Raw genomic sequence first — 18,541 nt, 5'->3', positions numbered from 1 at the left:
CGGTACCTGCCGGCGGGGAGCGTTTCGTCGCTGGTGGCGTCTACACGCGATCGCCGTCGTCGCGCTTGCGGAGATCGCTCTGCCGCTGCGCTTCGGCCAGATCGTGCTTGGCCTTCTGCCGCTCGTCCTCTTCGAGTTCGAGGACGTCCGACTGCTGGACCAGGATGAGCTCCGTGTCGGTCACGTTGCCCGCGTTGGTGAGCGGCTCCGGCGCCGCACCCGCGATGACCTTCGGGTTCTGCGAGATGCGCTTCTGCACGATGGTCGCGAGCCACGAGAGCAGCACGCAGGTTGCGATGTAGATGGCACCGATCACGATCGTCACCGGGATGTACGGGCGGCCGTAGTCTGCCTGGCCGCCGATGAGCTTCGCCATGTAGAGGAGCTCGTTGTAGGTGATGATCGAGCCGAGGGCCGTGTCCTTGAGTGTCACGACCAGCTGCGCGATGATGACGGGCAGCATCGCGCGGATGGCCTGCGGGAGCAGGATGATCTGCATGACGCCGCTCTTGCGGAGGCCGATGGCGTAGCCGGCTTCAGCCTGTCCGCTTGGCAGCGACTGGACGCCGCTTCGGATGACCTCGGAGAGCACTGAGCCGTTGTACGCGATGAGCGCGATGACCACGGCCCAGAACGGCTCCATCTTGATGCCGATGGCGGGCAGGCCGTAGTACATGAGCATCATGAGGATGAGGACGGGGATCGCGCGGAGCCCCTCGACGACAACCGTGAACGGGATGCGGACCCACGCGTGGTCCGACAGACGGCCGATGGCGAGGACGAATCCGAGCGCCAGCGCGCCGACGGCTGCGACCAGGAAGGCGCTGAGCGTGGCCCAGAGCGCCTGCGCGATCTGTGTCCAGATGGCCGCGTAGCCGAAGATCTGCCACTTGTTGGCGCTCAGGTTGCCCGTTGCCCCGAGGCGGTAGATCAGGAACGCCACGAGGCCGACGATGACGACGACCGTGATGATTCCGAGGAGCTTGTTGCGGGCGAGCGCGCGAGGTCCCGGGACGTCGTAGAGAACAGAGGTCTGGCTCATCGGGCAACCTTCCAGTGGCGTTCGAGCGCGTTCTGCACCCACGAGAGCAGGAGTACGAGGACGATGAAGACGATGGCGACCCAGATGAGCACCTCCATCGCGTTCTCACCCCGCTCGCTCATGTTGGCGCGGATGATGCCGAGGTTGACGGCCGAGAACCCAGCAGCGACGGTGGTGTTCTTCAGCAGTGCGATGAGGACGCTCATCATGGGCGGGACGACGGCACGTGCTGCCTGGGGGAGCACGATGAGGGTCATGACCTGCCCGAAGGGAAGGCCGATGGCCCGTGCGGCCTCTGCCTGGCCGACTGGGACGGTGTTGATGCCGCTTCGGAGCACCTCGGCGACGTATGTGGCGGTGTAGACGCCCAGCGCGAGGATGCCGAGGAGCAGGTAGTCGGTGCGGCCCATCGGGATGAGGACGGGCACCGCGAAGACGAAGATGAAGAACACAAGGGTGAGCGGGGTGTTGCGCACGATGTTGACGTAGGCGGCGCCGACGGCCCGCGCGATCGGGACCGGCGAGACCCGCATGGCACCCACGATGAAGCCGAGGACGAGCGCGAGGAGCGCGCCCCCGAAGAAGAGGATGAGCGTCCCGACGAGGGCCTCACTCCACAGGTCGAGGTGGTTCGTGAAGATATCGAACACGCTCGCCTTCCTTTCTGAGACAGGGCGCGAGGCGCCCTAGGTGCGAACGAGCGGCGGCGAGAGTGAGTCTCGCCGCCGCTCGCCTGTGGGATTAGTAGCGGTCGACCGCTGGCTGCGAGACCGTGGTTCCTGAGGAGCCGAGGTTGTAGTCGAAGATCGACTGCCACATGTCGCCGCCCTCTTCGAGGGTCGTGTTGAAGTGGTCGCGGAGCGCGTCGTCGCCCTTGGCGAGGCCGATGCCGTAGAGCTCTTCGCTGAAGGGCTCGCCGACGACCTTGAGCTGCTCAGGGTCCTGAGCCGCGTAGCCGATGAGGATGGCCTCGTCGGTCGTCACTGCGTCGACCTGGCCGTTGAGGAGCGCCTCGACGCACTGCGAGTACGTGTCGAACTCGGTGGTCGTGACCTCGGGGTAGTTGTCGCGGATGTTCTGGATCGGCGTCGAGCCGGTCGCGGAGCAGACGTTGACGCCGGCGACGAGCGAGTCGACGCCTGTGATCTCGGAGTCGGCGCCGACGAGGAGGCCCTGGCCGGTCTCGAAGTACGGACCGGCGAAGTCGATCTGGTCCTTGCGCTTGTCGGTGATCGAGTACGTGCCGACGTAGTAGTCGATGTCGCCGTTGGAGATCGCCTGCTCGCGGTTGGCGGAGGCGATCGGCTTGAACTCGATGTTCTCCTCGGAGACGCCGAGCGATGCCGCCATCCAGCGGGCGACGTCGACGTCGAAGCCGGTGCGCTCACCGGTGACCGCGTCGAGGTAGCCGAGGTTCGGCTGGTCTTCCTTGACGCCGACGACGACCTTGTCGCCGCGTGCCTTGATGGCGTCGAACGTGGGCGAGCCCTCGATCGCGACGTCGGTCGCGACCTCGAAGACGGGTGCTTCACCGGTCGTGGTGCCTTCGCCGTCGCCTGCGGCGGGCGGGGCGCCCTCGGCGCAGCCGGTCAGTACGAGCGAGGCCAGGATGCCTGCGCCGAGAATGGCGCTGAGCTTGGTCTTTCGCATTTCTTCTCCTTCTGTTGGAAGTCTGTCTGGTCCTGCGGGACGGTCGCGGCGCGGTCCGCGCCTGCCGTCAGTGGGTGATGAGCTTGGAGAGGAAGTCCTTGGCCCGGTCGGTCTTCGGGTGCGTGAAGAAGTCCTCTGGCGCCTGGTCCTCGAGGATCTGGCCGTCGGCCATGAACACGACCCGGTCGGCCGCCTTGCGAGCGAAGCCCATCTCGTGCGTCACGACGATCATCGTCATGCCCTCCTTGGCGAGATCGACCATGACGTCGAGGACCTCGTTGATCATCTCCGGGTCGAGGGCGCTCGTGGGCTCGTCGAAGAGCATGACCTTCGGCTTCATGGCCAGTGCGCGGGCGATCGCGACACGCTGCTGCTGGCCACCCGAGAGCTGGGCTGGGAACTTCGCCGCCTGGTGGCCGATGCCGACGCGGTCGAGAAGCGCCTTTGCCTCTTTCTCGGCGTCAGCCCTCGAGAGCTTGCGGACCTTGATGGGGCCGAGAGCCACGTTCTCGAGGATGGTCTTGTGGGCGAAGAGGTTGAAGGACTGGAAGACCATTCCGACGTCGGCGCGGAGCGCGGCGAGTGCCTTCCCTTCTTTGGGCAGCACCTTCCCGTCGATCCTGATTTCCCCCGAGGTGATCGTCTCGAGTCGATTGATCGTGCGGCACAGCGTCGACTTGCCGGAACCGGAGGGTCCGATGACGACGACGACCTGACCGCGCTCGACGTTGAGATTGATGTCCTTCAGGGCGTGGAATTCACCGTAGTGCTTCTCGACGTGATCAACGACGACGAGGGGCTCGCTCTGATTTTGCATGGAGCGATTCCACCACAGCGTCAGACTGCGCGGTTGCCTATTTCTCGCTTTCGCAACGAGATGGTTACCTGATTGGTGCACGTCGGCCACAATTTCGGTGCTCATGGATACACCGTGACCCTGGAAGATCGCCGGATTCATGGGGATCGCGGCCACGCGCCGAGATGAAGCGCCGTTCTCGTGCCGACCCCGACGCAGCCCGTCTCACGCCGTGAGAAATAGTCGTCCGCGGTTCTGGAGCCGTTGTCCACGCGGTTCGCTAAACTCGACCCTTGTGTCTGACGCCTCATCGAACCCCATCACGCAGGAAGCCGTCGGCTCCGCGGTCGACGCGGCGCTCGCCGCCATCGCCGCGGCGCTTGACCTGACCGCTCTCAAGCGCGTGCGCGCCGAGCACTTGGCAGAGGGTTCGGCGATCGCGTCGCTGAACGCCGCCATGCGCTCCGTCCCCAAGGAGAGCAAGAAGGAGGCCGGCCAGCTCATCGGGCAGGCGCGCACCCGCGTCAACGAGTCCTTCGCCGAACGCGAGGCGGAGCTGGCTGGCGCCGAGGCCGCCGCGCGTCTCGCCGCAGAGACCGTCGATGTCACGCTCGCGCGACCCGCTCGCGGAATCGGAGCGCGGCATCCGCTGACCGTGCTGCAGGACCGGGTGAGCGACATCTTCGTCGGCATGGGCTGGGAGATCGCGGAAGGGCCGGAGCTCGAGAGCGAGTGGTTCAACTTCGACTCGCTCAACTTCGACGCAGACCACCCCGCGCGAGCCATGCAGGACACGTTCTTCGTCGAGCCCGCGGACCGGCACCTCGTGATGCGCACGCACACGTCACCCGTCCAGATGCGCTCGTTGATCGAGCGCGGCGTGCCGCTCTACGTCCTCGCGCCCGGCCGCACGTACCGCACCGACGAGCTCGACGCGACGCACACGCCGGTCTTCACCCAGTTCGAGGGCATCGCGATCGACAAGGGCCTCACCATGGCGCACCTCCGCGGGACGCTCGAGCACTTCGCGACGTCCATGTTCGGCGACGAGGCCCGCATCCGCTTGCGCAACAACTACTTCCCCTTCACGGAGCCCAGTGCCGAGATGGACATCTGGCACCCCGGCGCCAAGGGTGGCCCGCGCTGGATCGAGTGGGGCGGATGCGGCATGGTGCACCCCAACGTGCTGCTTGCGGCCGGCGTCGACCCCGAGGAGTACCAGGGCTTCGCGTTCGGCATGGGTGTCGAGCGCACCCTCATGTTCCGCAACGCGCTCACCGACATGCGAGACATGGTCGAGGGCGACGTTCGCTTCAGCACTCAGTTCGGAATGGTGATCTAGTCATGCGTGCCCCACTCTCCTGGCTCCGCGAGTATGCGGAGATCCCCGCCTCGGTGTCCCCGGCGTCCGTGCTCGACGCCTTCGTCCGCGTCGGCCTCGAAGACGAAGCCGTGCACGGCACGCAGCTGCAGGGGCCGATCGTCGTGGGCGAGGTGCTCTCTGCTGAGCCTGAGCCGCAGTCGAACGGGAAGACCATCAACTGGTGCCAGGTGCGTGTTGCGCCTGAGGGCCAGCTCGCCGCCGACGGCGGCGCGGATGTGCGCGGCATCGTCTGCGGCGCGCACAACTTCGGCGTCGGCGACTCAGTGGTCGTGACGCTTCCCGGCGCTGTCCTTCCCGGCGATTTCGCCATCGCGGCCCGGAAGACGTATGGGCACGTGTCCGACGGCATGATCGCGTCCCAGCGTGAGCTCGGCATGGGCGACGACCACGAGGGCATCATCGTGCTGTCGCGGCTCGGCGTCAGCGCGACCCCTGGCACCGATGCCATCGAGCTGCTCGGCCTCACCGAGCAGGCTGTCGAGGTCAACGTCACCCCCGATCGCGGCTATGCGATGTCGATCCGCGGTCTCGTGCGGGAGTACTCGAATGCGACCGGCGCCGCCTTCAGCGATCCGGCGCTGCGACCGCAGCTCGAGGCGATCCTGGCCGAAGCCATCGCCTCGGATGCTCAGGATGTGCGCGTGCCGGTCACCGTCGACGACGACGCCTCAGTGCGGGACCAGCCGATGGCCCCCGTGTTCGTCGGTGTCATCGTCGAGGGCATCGACGCGACGCGGCCGACGCCGACCTGGATGGCCCAGCGACTCCGCCTCGCGGGCATCCGTCCGCTCGGCATCGCCATCGACATCACCAACTACGTCATGCTCGAACTGGGGCAGCCCATCCACGGCTACGACCTGGACAAGCTGCGCGGCGGCATCCGGGTGCGGCGTGCGGCTGAGGGGGAGCAGCTCACGACCCTCGACGGCAAGGAGCGCACGCTCAGCGCCGAGGACATCCTCATCACCGACGACCGGGGACCCATCGGTCTCGCCGGGGTCATGGGTGGCGAGGAGACCGAGCTCGGCACCGAGACTCGCAATGTCTTCATCGAGGCCGCATCGTTCTCACCGATCTCCATCGCGCGCACGGCGCGCAGGCACAAGCTGCCGAGCGAGGCCTCGCGCCGCTTCGAGCGCCGCGTCGATCCCCGCGTCGCGCAGCCGGCCGCGGCACGCGTCGCGGAGCTGCTGGTCGAGCACGCTGGCGGACACGTGGTCCGTGCGGGAAGCGTCCACGAGCAGATCCCCACCCCCGAGTCGCTGATCCTCCCGGTTGATGCCGCCGCTCGCATCATGGGCGTCGACTACTCGCTCGACGAGACGATCGGTGCGCTGCGTGCCGTGGGCTGCGAGGTCTGGGAGGAAGCGGAGGGGCTCCTCGGGGTCACCGTTCCAAGCTGGCGCGGCGACCTCACCGAGCCGGTCACGCTTGTGGAGGAGATCGGGCGCCTGTGCGACTTCGAGCGCATCCCGTCCCGCCTCCCCGTCGCCCCTCCCGGGCGTGGGCTGACCCGCGAGCAGCGCCTGCGTCGCGCCGCGGCGGACGTCCTGGCGGCGTCCGGCGCCGTCGAGGTGCAGAGCTACCCGTTCGTCGCCGAGGCGGACACGGTCACGTTCGGCCGACCGGATGCCGGCGAGGTGGCGGCCGTCAAGCTCGCCAACCCGCTCGACCCGCGCGCGGCGTGGCTCCGGACGAGCCTCCTGCCCGGACTTCTCACCATCGCGCACCGAAACGTGTCCCGTGGCCTCACGGACCTGACCATCTTCGAGACGGGTACCGTCTTCAAGCCGGAGTCCGGCGTCGTGTACGGCGTCGACGAGGTGCCATCGGTCGCGGTGCGACCGACAACCGAGCGCATCGCGGAGCTCGAGGCCGGTCTGCCGCCGCAGCCGCGGCATGCCGCGGGCATCGTGCTCGGACAGCGCGAGCCCAAGCGCCCTGGCCACGCACCGACCGCCGCGTCCTGGGAAGACGCACTCGAGCTGGTCGCGCAGCTCGGCCTCGCGACCGGCGCCGACATCCAGGTGAGGCAGGGGACACACCGCGCCTTCCACCCGGGCCGCTGCGCGGAGCTGTTCATGAGCTTCGGCAGCGACGAGATCGTCGTCGGCTTCGCGGGCGAGGTGCACCCAGACATCGCTGAGGGGGCCGACCTGCCCCGCGTCGTCGCCGCGTTCGAGGTCGACCTCGACGCGGTCATCGACCTGGCGCGGCGCGAGGTGCTGCCGGAGCCCATCTCCACCTTCCCGGCAGCCACTCAGGACCTGAGCCTCGTCGTGGACGCGACCGTTCCCGCCGCCGACGTGTCGGCGGCTGTGACCGAAGGTGCCGGTGCGCTGCTCGAACAGCTCACCATCGTCGACGATTACCGCGGCGCGGGACTCGAGGACGGACAGAAGAGCCTGACGTTCGCGCTTCGCTTCCGTGCGACCGACCGGACGCTGACGGCCGCCGAGGCGAGCGAGGCCAAGGAGTCGGGCGCGACGCTGGCGGCGGAGCGCTTCGGCGCGACCATGCGCGCCTGACGGTCGCACGAACTCCGAAGCACGGACTCGAAACAGCATCGCCCGGCCCCGATGGGGCCGGGCGATGCTGTTCGGCAGGCAGCAGCGCTGCCTGCGGAGGGAATCAGTGCTCGCGGGCGACCGAAGCCTCTTTCAGACTCGCCTCGAGGGCGACCCAGGAGAGCATGGCGCACTTGACGCGCATGACGAACTTCGAGACACCCTGGAACGCCACCGCGTCCTCGAGGAGATCCTCGTCCGGCTCCGAGCCGTCTCGGGTCCGGAGCATGAGGCGGAACGCGGCGACGAGCTCCTCGATCTCGGCGGTGGTCTTGCCGACGGCGAGCTCGCTCAGCACGGACGCGGAAGCCATCGAGATGCTGCATCCGTCGCCCTGCCAAGCGAGCTCCGAGAGACCGGTCCCCGCCTCATCGAGCTTGACGCGCACGGTGATCTCGTCACCGCAGCTGGGGTTGCGTTCGAAGTGCTCAGCCTCGGCGTCTGGCAGGGGCCCATCGCCTGACCGCTTCTTCGAGTGCTCGAGGATGAGCTGCTGGTAGAGGCCGTCGAGCGCGCTCACGCGTCGACTCCGAACCAGCCGCGGATCTGCCCGACCGCGAAGACGAACCTGTCGATCTCCTCCCGGGTCGTGTAGAGGTAGCTGCTCGCGCGTGTGGACGCCGTGAGCCCGAGCCTTCGGTGCAGGGGCTGCGCGCAGTGGTGGCCACCACGAACCGCGATGCCCTTCGAGTCGAGGAACTGGGTCACGTCATGTGAATGGACGCCCTCGACCGCGAAGCTGACGAGGCCGGCACGTGGCACGCCGGCTGGTTCGCCGATGATGCGCACGCCCGGGATGCCGGAGAGGCCCGCGAGGAGGAGCTGGCCCATCTCGGCCTCGTGAGCCGCGACCGCATCCATGCCGACCGACTCGAGGTAGCGCACGGCCTCGGCGAGCGCGACGACCTGGGAGACCGGCTGCGTGCCGGCCTCGAAGCGGGTGGGGGGAGCCATGAAGTCGCTGGCCTCCATGGTGACGGTCGAGATCATCGACCCGCCCGTGCGGGCGGGAGGCAGCGCGTCGAGCATCTCGGCTCGCCCGTACAGCACACCGACGCCGTTGGGTCCGAGCATCTTGTGCCCGGAGAACGCGGCGAAGTCGACGCCGATCGCGGGGAAGTTCACCGGCAGGTGCGGTACCGACTGGCAGGCGTCGAGGACGACGACTGCACCCGCATCGTGCGCGAGCTCGGTCAGGCGCTTCGCATCCGCGACCAGCCCGGTCACATTGGAGACGTGCGCGAATGCGAAGACCTTGGTCCGCGAGGAGATGAGGGCGGCCGCATCCTCGACGCTCCAGGTCCCGCGATCGTTGACCGGCACGTAGACGAGTGTCGCGCCGGTGTCCAGCGCCAGCTCCTGCCACGGCACGAGGTTGGCGTGGTGCTCGGCCTCGGTGATGAGGATCTCGTCGCCCTCGCCGATCGCGAGACGTGCTGCCCGTGGTCCGCCGCGGCCCGCGCTCGCGATGCGGATCCCGCCGGTCACGAGGTTGATGGCGTCGGTCGCGTTCAGCGTCCAGGAGATCTGCTCCGGGGCGGCACCGACGAAGGCGGCGACCGTCTCGCGGGCATCTTCGAAGGCGACCGTCGAGAGGGCCGCCAGCGTGTGGGCCCCGCGATGGACGGCCGCGTTCTCGTTCTCGAGGAAGCGGCGCTCGACCTCGAGGACCTGGGTCGGCCGCTGTGCGGTGGCGCCGGAATCGAGGTACACGAGCGGCTCGCCGTTCACCTCCTGGTCGAGGATCGGGAAGTCTCGTCGCAGCTGGTTCACCCGTGTGTCGCTCAGCGCCTGGACCGCGCTCGGTGTCCCGTCAGCGCTCCCGGTCGGAGTTGCGTCTTCGGTGTTCAGTGTCACGTCGTCCTCTCATCGGCATCGCGCCGCCGACGCGTGAACGTCGACGCCTCAGCCTGTCAAGCCTACGAGTGCAACGTGCGCGGCGCTGTCGACATTCCCGCAGGAGACGCCCCAGGAGGGGCCCGTGGCCCGCCCGACCGTGGGTGGGGGTGGCACGGCCTAGGATGAACGGCATGGCTTTCTCCGTTGCAGTAGCTGGGGCGAGCGGGTACGCAGGTGGCGAACTCCTGCGCATTCTCGCCTCGCACCCCGAACTCGAGGTCCGCACCGTCACCGCGCACGCGAACGCGGGTGAGCGGCTGCTGCGCGTGCATCCGCACCTCGCGAGCTACGCCGATCTGGTGCTCGAGCCGACGACGGCTGACGTGCTCCGAGGGCACGACGTCGTGTTCCTGGCGCTGCCGCACGGGGCTTCCGGGGTGATCTCCGCAGAGCTGGGGGAGGAGACGCTGGTCATCGACTGCGGAGCCGACCACCGTCTGGAGCGCGAGGAGGACTGGGCCGAGTACTACGGCGGAGACTTCTTCGGCACGTGGGCCTACGGCCTGCCCGAGCTGGAGCTCTCCGGGGCCGAGACCAAGCAGCGGACGAACCTCGAGCGCGTCTCTCGAATCGCGGTCCCGGGCTGCAACGTCACGGCGATCACGCTCGCGCTCGCACCTGCGCTCCACCGCGGCCTCGTGCAGCCGGCCGACCTCACCGCCGTCCTCGCCGTCGGTCCCTCCGGGGCCGGCAAGAAAGCGGCCGTCTCGCTCCTCGGTTCCGAGCTCATGGGCTCGGCCAACCCGTACGCCGTGACGGGCGGGCACAGGCACAACCCCGAGGTCAGGCAGAACCTCCGCCGCGCAGGCGGGGCCGAGGTCACGCTCGCGTTCACTCCGGTCCTGGTGCCCATGGCCCGCGGCATCCTCGCCACGACGACGGCGCGCCTCTCCGATGGCGTGGATGCGGCCCAGTTGCGCGCAGCGTACGAGGAGTCGTATGGAGCCGAGCGCTTCGTGCAGCTCCTCCCCGACGGGGAATGGCCGCGGACCGGTGATGTGACCGGCTCGAACCGCGCATCCATCGGCATCGGCATCGACGAGCGAGCGGGCAGGCTCGTCGCGGTCGCCGCGATCGACAACCTCGGCAAGGGCACTGCGGGCGCCGCGGTGCAGTCAGCGAACATCGCCCTGGGACTCGAGGAGTCGCTGGGCCTTCCCCTGGACGGAGTGGCACCGTGAGCGTGACCGCAGCAGCAGGCTTCCGCGCGGCAGGTGTCGCCGCCGGCATCAAGTCAGAGGGGCGACGCGACGTCGCCCTCGTCGTCAACGACGGCCCGAGCGCGGCCTGCGCGGCGGTCTTCACGAGCAACCGCTGCAAGGCCAACCCCATCCTGTGGTCGCAGGAGGCCATCAGGGGCGGTTCCATCTCCGCCATCGTCCTGAACTCCGGCGGCGCGAACTGCTACACCGGCTCCTTCGGATTCCAGACCACGCACCAGACCGCCGAGGCTGTGGCCGCGAGGCTCGGAATCGGCGCAGGCGACGTGCTGGTGTGCTCGACCGGGCTCATCGGCGTCGGCGACCAGAGCTTCCGCGACGGCGTCCTGCGCGGCGTCGAGCTCACGGCAGAGTCGCTCTCCGACACGGCAGAAGCGGGCGATGAGGCGTCGCTCGCCATCATGACTACCGACTCGAAGCCCAAGCGCTCTGTGCGCGAGGGCGAGGGGTACGTCGTCGGAGCCATGGCGAAGGGCGCCGGCATGCTCGCGCCCGGGCTCGCGACCATGCTCGTCGTCATCACGACCGACGCCGACCTCGAGTCCGCGGCACTCGACCGAGCGTTGCGGGCGGCGACGCGGGTCACCTTCGACCGTGTCGACTCGGACGGCTGCATGTCGACCAACGACCAGGTCACGCTCATGGCTTCCGGCGCGAGCGGAGTCACTCCCGATGAGGCCGCGTTCACGGCGGTGCTCACCGACGTGTGCGCCGACCTCGCACGTCAGCTGCAGCAGGATGCCGAGGGCGCGAGCCACGACGTGACCATCACGACGATCGGCGCTGCGACCGAGGAGGACGCGCTCGACGCCTCACGGGCCGTCGCTCGCTCGAACCTCTTCAAGGCGGCCATCTTCGGCAACGACCCGAACTGGGGTCGCGTGCTCGCGGCGGTCGGCACGACGGACGCGGAGTTCGACCCGCAGGCGCTGGACGTCACGATCAACGGCGTCATGGTCTGCCGCGCTGGCACACCCCACGAGTCTGCAGAGCTCGTCGACCTCACCCCGCGCGATACGAGCGTCCTCATCGACCTGCATGCGGGCGTCAGCGAGGCGACGATCCTCACCAACGACCTGACGCACGACTATGTGCACGAGAACAGCGCGTACTCGTCCTGACGGCCGACGCGAGTCGCTGTGAGGAGCCGCAGTCGCCGAGCGGATGCCCGACCAGCCCGACGGTTTCTGACCGGCCCGAAAGGGGCAACATGACCACTCCTGACCTGTACGAGAAGGCGACCTCCAAGGTCGAGACGCTCATCGAGGCGCTGCCCTGGATGCAGGAGTTCTCGGGTCGTGTCCTCGTGATCAAGTTCGGTGGAAACGCCATGGTCGACACCGAGCTGTTCGAGGCGTTCGCGTCGGACATCGCCTTCCTGCGCTACGCCGGCATCAAGCCCGTGATCGTGCATGGCGGCGGCCCGCATATCTCTCGCATGCTCGGCAAGCTTCGCATCGAGAGCGAGTTCAAGGACGGCTACCGCGTCACCAGTGAGGAGGCCATGGAGGTCGTTCGCATGGTGCTCGGGGGCCAGGTGGCGCGTGAGCTCGTGGCGGCGATCAACGAGCGCGCTCCGATCGCGGTGGCGACGAGCGGAGAAGATGCCGGCCTGTTCCAGGCGAGGCGGAAGAAGCTCCTGATCGACGGCGAGACCGTCGACCTCGGCCTCGTCGGTGAGATCGAGAGCGTCGACCCCACGGTGGTCAAGGCTGATATCGCGGCCGGCCGCATCCCTGTCGTCTCGTCGATCGCGAGCGACATCGACACGCCCAGAAAGGCGCTCAACATCAACGCGGACCGAGCTGCGTCGGCGCTCGCGCAGGCTCTGGGCGCGGCCAAGCTCATCATGCTCACCGATGTCGCGGGCCTGTACCGGGATTGGCCGGACGTCGACTCGCTCATCTCCGAGATCAAGCTCGAAGAGCTGCGTGCCGTGCTTCCGACCCTCTCGGCCGGCATGATCCCGAAGGTGCAGGCGTGCATCGAGGCCGTCGAGGGCGGCGTCGACCAGGCGGCGATCATCGATGGCCGGGTGCCGCATTCGATGCTGCTCGAGATCTTCACCACCGAGGGCTTCGGCACCAAGGTCTCCGCCTGATGCGCGCGCGCCCGTCGTTCTGACACCTCTCCGTCACCCACTGAAAGGCAACACTGTGATTCGCCACTTCCTCCGCGACGACGACCTGACACCCGCCGAGCAGCGCGAGGTGCTCGAGCTCGCCGCGGTGCTCAAGCGCGATCGTTTCTCCGCGCGTCCGCTCGAGGGCCCTCGCAGCGTCGCCGTGATCTTCGACAAGACCTCGACGCGCACGCGAGTCTCGTTCCACGTCGGGATCTCGGAGCTCGGCGGCTCGCCGCTCATCATCTCGACGGCGTCCAGCCAGCTCGGTGGCAAGGAGACGGCATCGGACACGGCTCGCGTCCTCGAGCGCCAGGTCGCCGCCATCGTCTGGCGCACCTACGCGCAGAGCGGCCTGGAGGAGATGGCGCACGGCGCGCTCGTTCCGGTCGTGAGCGCCCTCAGCGACGACTTCCACCCGTGCCAGCTGCTCGCCGATCTGCTCACGGTCAACGAGCATCTCGGTGACCCTGCGGGGCGCACGCTCGTCTTCCTCGGCGACGGTGAGAGCAACATGGGCCACTCCTATCTCCTCGCCTGCGCGACGGCGGGGATGCACGTCCGTATCGCGGCACCGGTCGGCTACCAGCCGCGTGCCGATGTCGTCGCGGACGCCGAGCGCATCGCCGCTGAGACCGGCGGCTCCGTCGTCGTCGGCGACGACATCGACGCCCTCGTGGCAGGCGCGGACGTCGTCGTCACCGATACATGGGTGTCGATGGGTCGCGAAGACGAGAAGCAGCGTCGCATCGATGCGCTGAGTGCCTACCGGGTCACCGAGGAGACCATGGCGAAGGCGGCTGAAGGCGCGATCTTCCTGCACTGCCTGCCAGCCGATCGTGGGTACGAGGTCGACGCGGCTGTCATCGACGGTCCGCAGTCGGTCATCTGGGACGAGGCGGAGAACCGTCTCCATGCCCAGAAGGCACTGCTCGTCTGGCTGCTCGCCAAGGCCGCGGCCTGACCCGCGCATCCACCGCACATAGACTGAACACAAGACTCAAACGCTAGGAGCATTGATGACGGAACGCGTCGTTCTCGCATACTCCGGAGGTCTCGATACCTCCGTCGGCATCGGTTGGCTGAAGGATGCCACCGGCAAGGACGTGGTCGCACTCGCGATCGACGTCGGCCAGGCCGGTGAGGACATGGAGAAGGTGCGACAGCGAGCGCTTGACTGCGGCGCTGTCGAGTCCGTGGTCATCGACGCTCGCGAGGAGTTCGCGAGCGACTACATCGTGCCGGCGCTCAAGGCGAACGCGCTCTACCAGAAGCGCTACCCCCTGGTTTCCGCGCTCTCCCGCCCGCTCATCGCGAAGCACCTCGCGAAGACCGCGCGCGAGCTCGGTGCCGACTCGATCGCGCACGGCTGCACGGGCAAGGGCAACGACCAGGTTCGCTTCGAGGCGGCCGTCGCCGCCGTGGCCCCGGAGCTCACGTCGATCGCGCCGGTGCGCGACCTCGCGCTCACGCGTGACAAGGCCATCGTGTACGCGCAGGAGCACAACCTGCCGATCGAGCAGTCGAAGAAGAGCCCGTACTCGATCGACCAGAACGTCTGGGGTCGTGCGGTGGAGACCGGGTTCCTCGAGGACCCGTGGAACCCGCCGATCGAGGACCTCTACACCTACACGAAGAGCCCGGACGAGGCTCGCGAGCCCACCGAGGTGACGGTCACGTTCGAGCAGGGCGTCCCCGTCAAGATCAACGGGGAGGCGCTCTCGCCCATCCAGGTCGTCGAGCTCATGAACACGCTCGCCGGCGACCAGGGTGTCGGTCGCATCGACGTCGTCGAGGACCGCCTCGTCGGCATCAAGAGCCGCGAGATCTACGAGTCCCCGGCTGGCCTTGCCCTCATCGAGGCGCACGAGCACCTGGAAGACCTGACGCTCGAGCGCGATGTCGCACGCTTCAAGCGCGGTATCGAGGCCGAGTGGTCGAACCTGGTCTACGACGGACTCTGGTTCTCGGGCCTCAAGCGCTCGCTCGATGCGTTCATCAACCACACGCAGGAGCACGTCTCCGGCGAGGTGCGCATGACGCTGCACGGCGGCCGCGCCGTCGTCACGGGCCGTCGCTCGGAGGAGTCGCTCTACGACTACAGCCTCGCGACGTACGACACCGGCGACACGTTCGACCAGTCGCACGCCAAGGGCTTCATCGAGCTCTGGAGCCTGCCGTCCAAGATCTCGGCGCGTCGCGACAAGCCGGAACTCTGAGCATGGTCGCAGCCGAGGGCGGACCGAAGTCCGGGGGAGTGACCACGCAGGGCGCGCTCTGGGGCGGTCGCTTCAGCGACGGGCCGTCCCCGGAGCTCGCGCGGTTGTCGAAGTCCACGCACTTCGACTGGCAGCTGGCGAAGTACGACATCGCCGGGTCGCGGGCGCACGCTGGTGCGCTCGCGGCCGCGGGGTACCTCGACGAGGTCGAGCTCATCGGCATGCTGGATGCGCTCACGGAGCTCGAGCGACGTGTCGTCGCTGCGGAGTTCGTGGCGGCGGACAGCGACGAGGATGTGCACGGTGCTCTCGAGCGCGGGCTGATCGAGATCGCCGGGCCGGAGCTGGGCGGCAAGCTGCGTGCGGGTCGTAGCCGCAACGACCAGATCGCGACCTTCGTGCGCATGTACCTGCGCGACCACAGCGCGACGATCGCGGAGCAGCTCGAGACCCTGGTGGACGTGCTCGCCCAGCAGGCCGAGCACAACATCCAGGTCATCATGCCGGGCCGAACGCACCTGCAGCACGCCCAGCCGGTGCTGCTGTCGCACCACCTCCTCGCCCACGCGTGGCCGCTCGTCCGCAACCTCGATCGTCTGCGTGACTTCGACCGGCGCCTCGACGAGTCGCCGTACGGTGCTGGCGCCCTGGCTGGCTCGACGCTCGGGCTCGACGCCGTGCGCGTCGCGCGCGAGCTCGGGTTCGCTTCGTCGTCCCCGAATTCGATCGACGCGACGGCGAGCCGCGACCTGGTCGCGGAGTTCGCCTTCATCGCGGCGCAGATCGGCATCGACCTCTCGCGTCTCTCCGAGGAGATCATCCTCTGGAACACGAAGGAATTCGGCTTCGTCACCCTGCATGACGCCTACTCGACGGGGTCGAGCATCATGCCGCAGAAAAAGAACCCGGACATTGCCGAGCTTGCTCGCGGCAAAGCGGGGCGCCTCATCGGCAATCTGTCCGGCCTGCTCGCGACGCTCAAGGCCCTCCCGCTCGCGTACAACCGCGACCTGCAGGAGGACAAGGAGCCGATCTTCGACTCGGTCGAGACGCTCGAGCTCGTGCTCCCCGCCTTCACGGGAATGGTCGCGACGCTCACGTTCCACGGTGAGCGGATGCGGGAGCTCGCACCGCAGGGCTTCTCGCTCGCGACGGACGTTGCTGAGTGGCTCGTGAAGCGCCAGGTCCCGTTCCGGGTGGCCCACGAGGTCTCCGGGTCCATGGTCCAGGCCGCAGAAGCCAGGGGAGTCGACCTCGACGGGTTGAGCGACGACGAGATCTCGGCGGTGTCTGAGCACCTCTCACCTGAGGTACGCGAGGTCCTGTCGGTCGACGGTTCCGTCGCGACCCGAGACGGGCGTGGCGGCACGGCTCCCGTTCGCGTCACCGAGCAGATCGCAGAGCTCCGCGAGCGACTGGCGTCGCTCAGGTCCTAGGCTCCCGAGTGCACGCGGACCTCCACGGGGCCCTTCTCGAGGGACCGCTCTCCGCAGCAGACGCGCTGCTGGGGGCGGTCCTTTCGCGTACGTCTCCCGAGGGCACCGTCTCGGTCCGCCTCACCGAGGTGGAGGCCTACGCGGGGTCGGATGATCCGGGGTCGCACGGCTTCCGGGGCCGAACGGCGAGGAACGCGACGATGTTCGGTCCCGCCGGGCGCCTGTACGCGTATCGCATCTACGGTATCCACACCTGCCTCAACGTCGTGGCGGGGGAGGCGGGGATCTCCTCCGCAGTCCTCCTGCGGGCCGGGGAGGTCGTCGAGGGGGTCGAGTTGGCGACGGCGCGGCGCACCGAGGGGCGCCGTTCGGCTGCTCCGCTGCGCGACCATGAGCTGGCCCGTGGGCCGGGCAACCTCGTGACGGCGCTGGGCGCGACCATCGCCGATGACGGCGCGCGGTTCGATGTCGATCCTTTCGCGCTCGAGCCGCCTGCACCGGGCGCCCGGCGTGCTGTCGTGCGCGGGCTTCGCGTCGGGGTTGGCGTCCCAGGTGGCGCGCTTCCGTTCGACTGGCGCTTCTGGCTCGACGGTGAGGCGTCCGTCTCCCGTTACATCGCGCACAGGTCGCTCCGCGCGGGGCGGCGCTGAGCGGGCAACTGCTTGATACGGTTGCGCGGTGACTACGCGTGATCTGACGACCCAGCACAACGACGCCACCTTCGAGCACGTCATCGACGAACTCGAGTGGCGCGGGTTCATCCACGTCTCGACCGATCTGGCCGAGCTCAAGGAGCGGATGAACGAGGGGCCGATCACGTACTACTGCGGGTTCGATCCGACCGCTCCGAGCCTGCACCTCGGCCACCTCGTGCAGCTGATCCTTCTCCGTCGGCTGCAGCTAGCCGGCCACAAGCCGCTTGGGCTCGTGGGCGGATCGACCGGGCTCATCGGCGACCCGCGCCCCACTGCGGAGCGCACCCTCAACTCCCGAGAGACGGTCGCCGAATGGGTTGAGGGACTCCGCGGGCAGATCGACGGCTACCTGTCGTTCGAGGGTGACAACGCGGCGCGCATGGTGAACAACCTCGACTGGACGGCGCCGCTCTCGGCGATCGACTTCCTGCGTGAGATCGGCAAGCACTTCCGTGTCGGTTCGATGCTCAAGAAGGATGCCGTGTCGGCCCGGCTCAACTCCGAGGCGGGTATCTCGTACACGGAGTTCAGCTACCAGATCCTGCAGGCGATCGACTTCCTCGAGCTGCACCGCAAGTACGGTTGCGTGCTGCAGACGGGTGGCAGCGACCAGTGGGGCAACCTGACCTCCGGCGTCGATCTCATCCGCCGCACGGAAGGCGCAAGTGTCCACGCGCTCGGAACGCCACTGATCACCAACGCGGATGGGACCAAGTTCGGGAAGAGCGAGGGCAATGCGATCTGGATCGACCCCGAGCTCACGAGCCCGTACGCGTTCTACCAGTTCTGGCTCAACACCGACGACGCCGATGTGATCGCGCGCATCAAGATCTTCACGTTCCTCACTCGTGCCGAGATCGCCGAGCTTGAGATCCTTGTCGAAACTGAGCCCTTCAAGCGCGTCGCGCAGAAGACGCTCGCCTCGAAGGTGACTTCGCTCGTTCACGGTGCGGCAGCGACCGAAGCGGTCATCGCGGCTTCCGCAGCGCTCTTCGGGCAGGGGGAGCTGACCGCGCTCGACGGCCAGACGTTGCGATCGGCGATCCTCGAACTTCCGAACGCCGAGATCGCGGATGGTGCACCTGTCGCGCAGGCCCTCGTCGACACGGGATTGGCGAAGAGCCTCGGTGAGGCCCGCCGCGCGATTTCGCAGGGTGGGGTCTCGCTCAACAATGAGCGCGTGACCGATGAGTCCGCCGTCGTGAGCCGGTCGGCAGCGCTCGCCGGCGGAGTCGCCGTCCTCCGTCGGGGCAAGAAGACGCTCGCAGGCCTGGTATTCCGGGCCTGACGGCTCGCCGCCTGGCCCCGACACGCCCGGGATGTGCGCCGAGTTGTGCGCCGGGCTGGCCCTGCGTAATGTAATCACTCGTCAGGCCGACGGAGCGAAACGCGAGAGCGGGTCGCACGGGCCGGACAGTTCTGAAAGAAAGATCAGCATCTGCCACTTGTTCTTGCAAGTTGGAGCAACATGATCTACACTCGGAACTCCTGCCTCACCGGGTAGCGAGATC

16 protein-coding genes are annotated in these 18,541 nt (G+C 68.1%); 10 read left to right on the top strand and 6 right to left on the bottom strand.

The genetic code is table 11. The features are described 5' to 3' along the window. Positions 1 to 40 precede the first annotated feature (40 nt). The 4 genes from C5C17_RS08645 to C5C17_RS08630 form a co-directional block, all read right to left on the bottom strand. Positions 41 to 1,042 (bottom strand): amino acid ABC transporter permease, encoded by a 1,002-nt coding sequence (locus C5C17_RS08645; RefSeq protein ID WP_104252997.1) that lies wholly within the window; start codon positions 1,040 to 1,042, stop codon positions 41 to 43. Further along, complete coding sequence (locus C5C17_RS08640; RefSeq protein ID WP_104252996.1) at positions 1,039 to 1,692, bottom strand: amino acid ABC transporter permease; 654 nt, start codon at positions 1,690 to 1,692, stop codon at positions 1,039 to 1,041. The genes C5C17_RS08645 and C5C17_RS08640 overlap by 4 nt, the downstream gene beginning before the upstream one ends. A gap of 91 nt (positions 1,693 to 1,783) precedes the next feature. Further along, positions 1,784 to 2,692, bottom strand: coding sequence for a glutamate ABC transporter substrate-binding protein (locus C5C17_RS08635; protein ID WP_104252995.1), 909 nt, complete (start codon positions 2,690 to 2,692; stop codon positions 1,784 to 1,786). 67 nt (positions 2,693 to 2,759) lie between these two features. Beyond that, the gene (locus tag C5C17_RS08630) at positions 2,760 to 3,509 is read right to left on the bottom strand and encodes an amino acid ABC transporter ATP-binding protein (RefSeq protein WP_104252994.1); all 750 of its coding nucleotides are present in this window, start codon (positions 3,507 to 3,509) and stop codon (positions 2,760 to 2,762) included. Between the two features lie 274 nt (positions 3,510 to 3,783). Between C5C17_RS08630 and pheS the strand changes: the two genes are divergently transcribed. Then, on the top strand, positions 3,784 to 4,830 hold the full coding sequence (gene pheS / locus C5C17_RS08625; RefSeq protein ID WP_258066092.1) for a phenylalanine--tRNA ligase subunit alpha: 1,047 nt from the start codon (positions 3,784 to 3,786) through the stop codon (positions 4,828 to 4,830). A gap of 2 nt (positions 4,831 to 4,832) precedes the next feature. Continuing rightward, complete coding sequence (gene pheT / locus C5C17_RS08620) at positions 4,833 to 7,400, top strand: phenylalanine--tRNA ligase subunit beta (RefSeq protein ID WP_104252992.1); 2,568 nt, start codon at positions 4,833 to 4,835, stop codon at positions 7,398 to 7,400. A gap of 103 nt (positions 7,401 to 7,503) precedes the next feature. On the opposite strand, the gene sufU is transcribed toward pheT, so the two are convergent. Together sufU and C5C17_RS08610 are read right to left on the bottom strand one after the other, a co-directional pair. Next, positions 7,504 to 7,959, bottom strand: coding sequence for a Fe-S cluster assembly sulfur transfer protein SufU (sufU, locus tag C5C17_RS08615; RefSeq protein WP_104252991.1), 456 nt, complete (start codon positions 7,957 to 7,959; stop codon positions 7,504 to 7,506). Then, the gene (locus C5C17_RS08610) at positions 7,956 to 9,227 is read right to left on the bottom strand and encodes a SufS family cysteine desulfurase (RefSeq protein WP_104253207.1); all 1,272 of its coding nucleotides are present in this window, start codon (positions 9,225 to 9,227) and stop codon (positions 7,956 to 7,958) included. Before C5C17_RS08610 ends, sufU begins: the two co-directional genes overlap by 4 nt. Before the next feature lie 242 nt (positions 9,228 to 9,469). Between C5C17_RS08610 and argC the strand changes: the two genes are divergently transcribed. The 8 genes from argC to tyrS all read left to right on the top strand — a co-directional run bounded on the left by argC (position 9,470) and on the right by tyrS (position 18,318). Beyond that, positions 9,470 to 10,519, top strand: coding sequence for an N-acetyl-gamma-glutamyl-phosphate reductase (argC, locus tag C5C17_RS08605; protein WP_104252990.1), 1,050 nt, complete (start codon positions 9,470 to 9,472; stop codon positions 10,517 to 10,519). Beyond that, complete coding sequence (gene argJ / locus C5C17_RS08600; protein ID WP_104252989.1) at positions 10,516 to 11,679, top strand: bifunctional glutamate N-acetyltransferase/amino-acid acetyltransferase ArgJ; 1,164 nt, start codon at positions 10,516 to 10,518, stop codon at positions 11,677 to 11,679. The genes argC and argJ overlap by 4 nt, the downstream gene beginning before the upstream one ends. Positions 11,680 to 11,768: 89 nt before the next feature. Further along, on the top strand, positions 11,769 to 12,659 hold the full coding sequence (gene argB / locus C5C17_RS08595; RefSeq protein ID WP_104252988.1) for an acetylglutamate kinase: 891 nt from the start codon (positions 11,769 to 11,771) through the stop codon (positions 12,657 to 12,659). A 55-nt stretch (positions 12,660 to 12,714) separates the two neighbouring features. Then, positions 12,715 to 13,644, top strand: a complete 930-nt coding sequence (argF, locus tag C5C17_RS08590) for an ornithine carbamoyltransferase (RefSeq protein ID WP_104252987.1) — start codon at positions 12,715 to 12,717, stop codon at positions 13,642 to 13,644. Positions 13,645 to 13,699: 55 nt separating this feature from the next. After that, on the top strand, positions 13,700 to 14,899 hold the full coding sequence (locus tag C5C17_RS08585) for an argininosuccinate synthase (protein WP_104252986.1): 1,200 nt from the start codon (positions 13,700 to 13,702) through the stop codon (positions 14,897 to 14,899). A gap of 2 nt (positions 14,900 to 14,901) precedes the next feature. After that, positions 14,902 to 16,335 (top strand): argininosuccinate lyase, encoded by a 1,434-nt coding sequence (gene argH / locus C5C17_RS08580; RefSeq protein ID WP_104252985.1) that lies wholly within the window; start codon positions 14,902 to 14,904, stop codon positions 16,333 to 16,335. Positions 16,336 to 16,343: 8 nt separating this feature from the next. Then, a complete protein-coding gene (locus C5C17_RS08575) occupies positions 16,344 to 16,985 on the top strand; it encodes a DNA-3-methyladenine glycosylase (protein WP_104252984.1) in 642 nt (213 codons plus the stop codon). Between the two features lie 28 nt (positions 16,986 to 17,013). Next, positions 17,014 to 18,318: a tyrosine--tRNA ligase gene (gene tyrS / locus C5C17_RS08570; protein WP_104252983.1), complete on the top strand. Its 1,305-nt coding sequence runs from the start codon at positions 17,014 to 17,016 to the stop codon at positions 18,316 to 18,318. The last annotated feature ends 223 nt before the right edge of the window (positions 18,319 to 18,541 follow it).

Origin of the sequence: Pseudoclavibacter sp. RFBA6 (genome assembly GCF_002931575.1) — a bacterium.
In the GTDB taxonomy this organism is placed as follows: domain Bacteria; phylum Actinomycetota; class Actinomycetes; order Actinomycetales; family Microbacteriaceae; genus Pseudoclavibacter; species Pseudoclavibacter terrae.
Note: the sequence above shows the minus strand (reverse complement) of the source record. Positions and strands in the feature narration are given on the sequence as shown.

Coding starts and splice junctions, on each gene's coding strand:
- argC (WP_104252990.1), top strand. CDS start 9,470: ATGGCTTTCTCCGTTGCAGTAGCTGGGGCGAGCGGGTACGCAGGTGGC.
- C5C17_RS08635 (WP_104252995.1), bottom strand. CDS start 2,692: ATGCGAAAGACCAAGCTCAGCGCCATTCTCGGCGCAGGCATCCTGGCC.
- C5C17_RS08645 (WP_104252997.1), bottom strand. CDS start 1,042: ATGAGCCAGACCTCTGTTCTCTACGACGTCCCGGGACCTCGCGCGCTC.
- C5C17_RS08630 (WP_104252994.1), bottom strand. CDS start 3,509: ATGCAAAATCAGAGCGAGCCCCTCGTCGTCGTTGATCACGTCGAGAAG.
- pheT (WP_104252992.1), top strand. CDS start 4,833: ATGCGTGCCCCACTCTCCTGGCTCCGCGAGTATGCGGAGATCCCCGCC.
- argH (WP_104252985.1), top strand. CDS start 14,902: ATGGTCGCAGCCGAGGGCGGACCGAAGTCCGGGGGAGTGACCACGCAG.
- C5C17_RS08585 (WP_104252986.1), top strand. CDS start 13,700: ATGACGGAACGCGTCGTTCTCGCATACTCCGGAGGTCTCGATACCTCC.
- argB (WP_104252988.1), top strand. CDS start 11,769: ATGACCACTCCTGACCTGTACGAGAAGGCGACCTCCAAGGTCGAGACG.